The sequence below is a fragment of the Aquipuribacter hungaricus genome (assembly GCF_037860755.1).
In the GTDB taxonomy this organism is placed as follows: Bacteria; Actinomycetota; Actinomycetes; order Actinomycetales; family JBBAYJ01; genus Aquipuribacter; species Aquipuribacter hungaricus.
In genome coordinates, this window is the sequence record NZ_JBBEOI010000245.1 from 1 (window position 1) to 5129 (window position 5129).

3 protein-coding genes and 1 pseudogene are annotated in these 5129 nt (G+C 74.4%); 1 reads left to right on the plus strand and 3 read right to left on the minus strand.

The window, feature by feature from the left end; all coding sequences use genetic code 11:
- Window positions 1–15: 15 nt before the first annotated feature.
- From WCS02_RS17220 to zwf, 3 genes are all read right to left on the minus strand, one after another.
- A complete protein-coding gene (locus WCS02_RS17220) occupies window positions 16–1491 on the minus strand; it encodes a glutamate synthase subunit beta (protein ID WP_340295472.1) in 1476 nt (491 codons plus the stop codon).
- 665 nt (window positions 1492–2156) lie between these two features.
- Window positions 2157–2957, minus strand: a complete 801-nt coding sequence (locus WCS02_RS17225; RefSeq protein ID WP_340295474.1) for a MerR family transcriptional regulator — start codon at window positions 2955–2957, stop codon at window positions 2157–2159.
- Window positions 2958–3003: 46 nt separating this feature from the next.
- Window positions 3004–4455: a glucose-6-phosphate dehydrogenase gene (gene zwf, locus WCS02_RS17230; RefSeq protein WP_340295476.1), complete on the minus strand. Its 1452-nt coding sequence runs from the start codon at window positions 4453–4455 to the stop codon at window positions 3004–3006.
- A gap of 237 nt (window positions 4456–4692) precedes the next feature.
- Here zwf and WCS02_RS17235 point away from each other — a divergent pair.
- A pseudogene (locus tag WCS02_RS17235) lies at window positions 4693–5129 on the plus strand (hypothetical protein); the annotation flags it as partial.

The window sequence follows — 5129 nt, forward strand, 5'->3', positions numbered from 1 at the left end:
ATCCGACTTGGCGCCTCACAGCGAGCGGTCGCGCGGGCCCACCGGGGCGGGCAGGCGGGTGCTGCCGCGCACGGCGGCGTCGACCGCGGCCGCGCACGCGCGCCCGTCGGCGATCGCCCACACGACGAGGCTGGCGCCGCGGGTGGCGTCCCCGCACGAGAAGACCCCGTCGGCGCTGGTCGACCACCGGTCGTCGACCTCGACGGTGCCCCGCTCGCCGGCGACGCCGACCCCGGCCTCGCCGAGCAGGTCCTCCGCGCCGGTCCCGACGAAGCCGGTGGCCAGCAGCACGAGGTCGGCGGGCAGGTCGCGCTCGGAGCCCTCGACCGCGCGGAACGAGCGCAGGCCGGTCTCGTCGAAGGTGCGCTCGACGGTCCGGACCCGGACGTGGGTGACCCGGCCCTCGTCGTCGCCGACGAAGCAGACGGTCTGGGTCGCCCAGCTCTCGACGACGCCCTCCTCGTGGGCGGGGCCCTTGCGGTGCACGCGGGTCCACTGCGGCCACGGGTTGGAGACGGCGTCGCGGACGACGGGCGGCGTCGGGTTGTGGTCGAGCACCGTGACGGACTCCGCGCCCTGACGGTTGGCCGTGCCGAGGCAGTCCGCCGCGGTGTCGCCGCCTCCGATGACGACCACGTGCTTGCCGCGCGCGGTCACCGGGACGTCGGGGGCCTTGCCGGCGACGTAGCGGTTGGCCTCGGGCAGGTAGTCCATCGCCTGGACGACGCCGTCGAGCTCGCGGCCGGGGACGTCGAGCTCGCGGGGGGCGAGCGCGCCGACGGCGAGGACGACGGCGTCGAACTGCCGGCGCAGGCGCGACACCGGCATGGCCTCGGAGCCGACCTCGACGCCGGTGACGAACCTGGTGCCCTCGGCGCGCATCTGCTCGATGCGCCGGTCGATCGCGCGCTTGGGCATCTTGAAGTCGGGGATGCCGTAGCGCAGCAGCCCGCCAACCTCGTCCGAGCGCTCGTAGACCACGACGGTCCAGCCGACCCGGGTGAGCTGCTGCGCGGCGGCCAGGCCGGCGGGGCCCGAGCCGACGACCGCGGCGGTGTGCGAGGTCATCCGCTCCGGCGGCAGCGGGACGACCCAGCCGGAGTCCCACGCCTTGTCGATGATCGACAGCTCGATCTGCTTGATGCTCACCGGGTCGTCGCTGATCGCCAGCACGCACGCGGCCTCGCACGGCGCCGGGCAGAGCCAGCCCGTGAACTCGGGGAAGTTGTTGGTCGCGTGCAGCCGGTCGATGGCGCGCTGCCAGTCCGCGTCGAGGACGAGCTCGTTCCACTCCGGGATGAGGTTGCCCAGCGGGCAGCCCTGGTGGCAGAACGGGACGCCGCAGCCCATGCAGCGCGAGGCCTGCTGGCGGACGACGTCCTCCTGCTGGCGGGCGTACACGGGGTCGAAGTCGCGCAGGCGCAGCGCTACAGGACGCTTGGGCATGTCCTGGCGGGGCGTCTTGGTGAACCCCCACGGGTCGACGGGCATGGCCAGATCGTACGGCCGCGTCCGGGGCGTGGACACGGGGTCCACGCCCCGGACGGGGTGGGGGCTGATGGCCGACGGGACCTGGGGGCGGGTACGGCTGCGGACCCGGTGGTCGTGGGGGTCCTGACGGCGGCGAGTCGTGCGGTCCCGGTCTGTCCGGTCCGCCGCTGTGCCCGCGCACACCCCCGGCCCGCACCCCAGCGGCACAGCACTCCGGACTGCGACGGTCCTCAGGTCCCAGGCGCGCCAGTCGTGTGCCGCTGGGGACGGCCGAGACCCACCCGGGTCACCTGTGGGCGCAGGTGCGGACCCGATCATGGCCAGGGCCCCCGGAGCGGCGTGTCACGAGGTCCCGCACCACCCGGTCCGCGGCTGTACCCGATACCCCGGCCCAGCCCAGCTCGACAGCGCTCGTCCCCCGCCCCACCCAGCCCGAGCCCCGGCTGAGTCCCCCATCCGAACCCGACCGGCACAAGACTCCGGTCCCGAGCCGGTCGTCAGGACCCTCGCAGCCCAGTCGTGTGCCGCTCGGGAGCTCCGCAACCATGCTTCGCGCTCCCGTAAGGCCCTACCGGAACCGGACCGGCACAAGACTCCGGTCCAGGCCGCTCTTTGAGGACCCTCGCAGCCCGGACGTGTGCCGCTCGGGACCCCCGCGACGCCCCTCAGGACCGCCCGGCCGCGTTCGCCTGGAACGCGTCGCAGACGAACTGCGCGAGCCCCGGGGCCATCGCCTCGTAGGTCGCCGTGAACCTCGGGTCCTCGACGTACATCCGCCCGATGCCCGCGTGCATCTCGGGGCCGCAGTCGTAGAAGCGGCGGCTGATGTGCTGCCGGTGCTCCTCCGCGACCGCACGGGCGGCGTCGCCGTCGGCGGGCTCGCCCGCCTGCAGCAGGGCGACGAAGCGGGCGTTGATGCCGTCGGCCTCGGCCGCGACCTCCGCCCAGTCGGCCTTGGTGTAGCGGGAGGTGCGCTCGCGGGACTGACGCCACGCGTCGGTGTCCCCCCACCGCTCCTCGGCCTCCGCCGCGTACTCCTCCTCGTTCTCGACCCACGTGCTGCCGAACAGCTCGCGCTTCTCGGCCTGGGTCAGCTCGGTCCCGCTCATCGTCGCCTCCATCTCGGTCTCCAGCGCCGCCCGCACCTGCTGCAGGCGGTCGATGCGGTCGGTGACCCGCGCGAGCTGCTCCCGGACCAGCCGGGCGCGGTCGTCGGGGTCACCGTCGAGGAGGGCGGCGACGTCGTCCAGGGCGAAGCCGAGCTCGCGGTGCACGAGCACGTGCCGCAGCCGGTCCAGGTCGGCGCCGGTGTAGACGCGGTAGCCCGCGTCCGTGCGGCCGCTGGGCACCACGAGCCCGAGGGCGTCGTAGTGGTGCAGCGCCCGCACGGTCGTCCCGACGGCCTCCGCCGCCGGCCCCACCGTCCACGTCTGCTGTGCCCGCTCGACCACCGCTGTCCTCCTCATGGACCGAGCGTGCGGGCTCACGCGGCGTCAGGGTCAAGCCCGGCGATCAGACCTTCTTGCGCGAGCGGCCCGCCGGCTTCACGTCCTCGACCGGTGCCGGCGCGGCCTTGACCACCGGGTCGTACCAGTGGAGCCCGCCCGACAGCAGCCGCGCCGCCTCGTTGGGGCCGTTGGTGCCCGGGCTGTACGGGTAGACGGGGATGCTCGCGCCGATCAGCTGCTCGACCACGCGCCACGCCTCCTCGACCGTGTCCTGACGGGCGAAGCGGCGCGGGTCCCCGTCGAGGATGTCGTCGAGCAGGCGCTCGTAGGCGTCGTCGGACTCCCCCAGGCTGGTCTCGAAGTCGACGTCGAGCGAGATCGGCTTGGTCGCGAAGGTGCGCCCGGGGCGCTTGCCCTCGATGGACACCGACACCCCGCCGTCGCCGCCGAGGCGGAACCGGATGAGGTTGGGGTGCGGCCGGGGCGCCGCCTCGCCGGCGAACAGCAGGGTCGGCGTCGGCTTGAGCTCGATGACCGCCTCGAGCGAGGTGGACGCCATGAGCTTGCCGGTGCGGACGAACCACGGGACGCCGGACCAGCGCCAGGAGTCGATCTCCAGCCGCATCGCCGCGAAGGTCTCGACCTGGGAGTCCCTGGCCACGCCCGGCTCGTCGAGGTAGCCGTCGAACTGGCCGAGGACGACGTCGTCGGGCGTCACGGCGCGCGTGGCGCGGAGCACCTTGACCTTCTCGTCGCGCAGCGCGTCGGCCCCGCCGCCGGCCGGGGGCTCCATCGCCAGCACGCACATGATCTGCAGCAGGTGGTTCTGCACGACGTCGCGGACGGCCCCGACGGAGTCGTAGAACGCCCCGCGGCCGGCGACGCCGAAGCTCTCGGCCATCGTGATCTGCACGCTGGCGACCTTGTCGCGGTTCCACACCGGCTCGAACAGGCTGTTGGCGAACCGGAAGGTCAGCAGGTTCTCGACCGTCTCCTTGCCGAGGAAGTGGTCGATCCGGAAGACCTGGCTCTCGTCGAACACCCGCGCGATGGTGGCGTTGAGCTCCCGCGCGCTGGCCAGGTCCCGTCCGAACGGCTTCTCGACGATGATCCGGGCGCCGTGGGCGAGCGAGTGCTCCTCGAGCTCGGAGACCACCGACGGGAACAGGGACGGCGGGATCGCCAGGTAGTGCGCCGGCGCCTGCGCCCCGACCGCGCCGAGCCGCTTGGACAGCTCGGCGTAGGTGGTGTCGAGCAGGTAGTCGCCCTTGACGTACTGCAGCCGGGCGCACAGCGCGTCGACCGTCGCCGGGTCTGCGCCGTGGCGGACGTGCGCGGCCAGGGACTCCCGCGCCCGCTCACGCAGCGTGCTGTCGTCGCCCTCGCTCAGGGCGACGCCGATGACCGGCATGTCCAGGCGGCCCTTGTGCTCCAGCTCGTACAGGGCCGGGAAGAGCTTCTTGAACGCGAGGTCGCCCGTCGCGCCGAACAGGACGAGGGCGTCGCTGCGAGTCATGCGCCTACCTCACCACGGTCGGGCGAACGAGTCTCGCCGGAGCGTCACGACGGCTGCCCGATCGGGTGGTAGGCCGCCCGCGGCGTCCACCGCCGCCGCCCGGAGGCCGATGCAGACCTCGACCCGGGAGCGGCGACGCTCCCGCAACCCATGGACGGGGAGACGACGGTGCGCACCACGAGGACCAGCAGGACGGCACGGCCAGCCAGGCCCAGGAGGGGACGGGCGGCCGCCGCCGTGTCGACCGCGGCGCTCGCCGCGGCCGTCGTGTCGGCGCTCGTCACGGGACAGACCGCGACCGGTGCGCCCGCTGTCGTCCCGCTGCAGGCCCGCGCCGCGGACACCGCCCACCCGGCCGACGCCCGCCGCGGGTCCGACGACGTGCACGACACGTCGCAGGGCACGGCGCACGCTCCGGCACCCGCCGAGACCACAGCCTCGGGCACGCCGCGGGCCACGGACGGAGCAGCCGCCGTCGCGATCGACGCCGCCTCCCACGCGAGCCCTCGCGGTGGCGGCCACGACGAGCGCGCCGGAGACCCGGGCGCCGCAGGCGACACCGACGCCGTCCCCGCCTCGTACGATCCCGCAGACCCGCACACCTCCCCGTCCGCCCCCGCGCCGGCCGTCGCCGCGCCGTCGGCCCCCGCGCCGGCCGCACCCGCGACGGACAC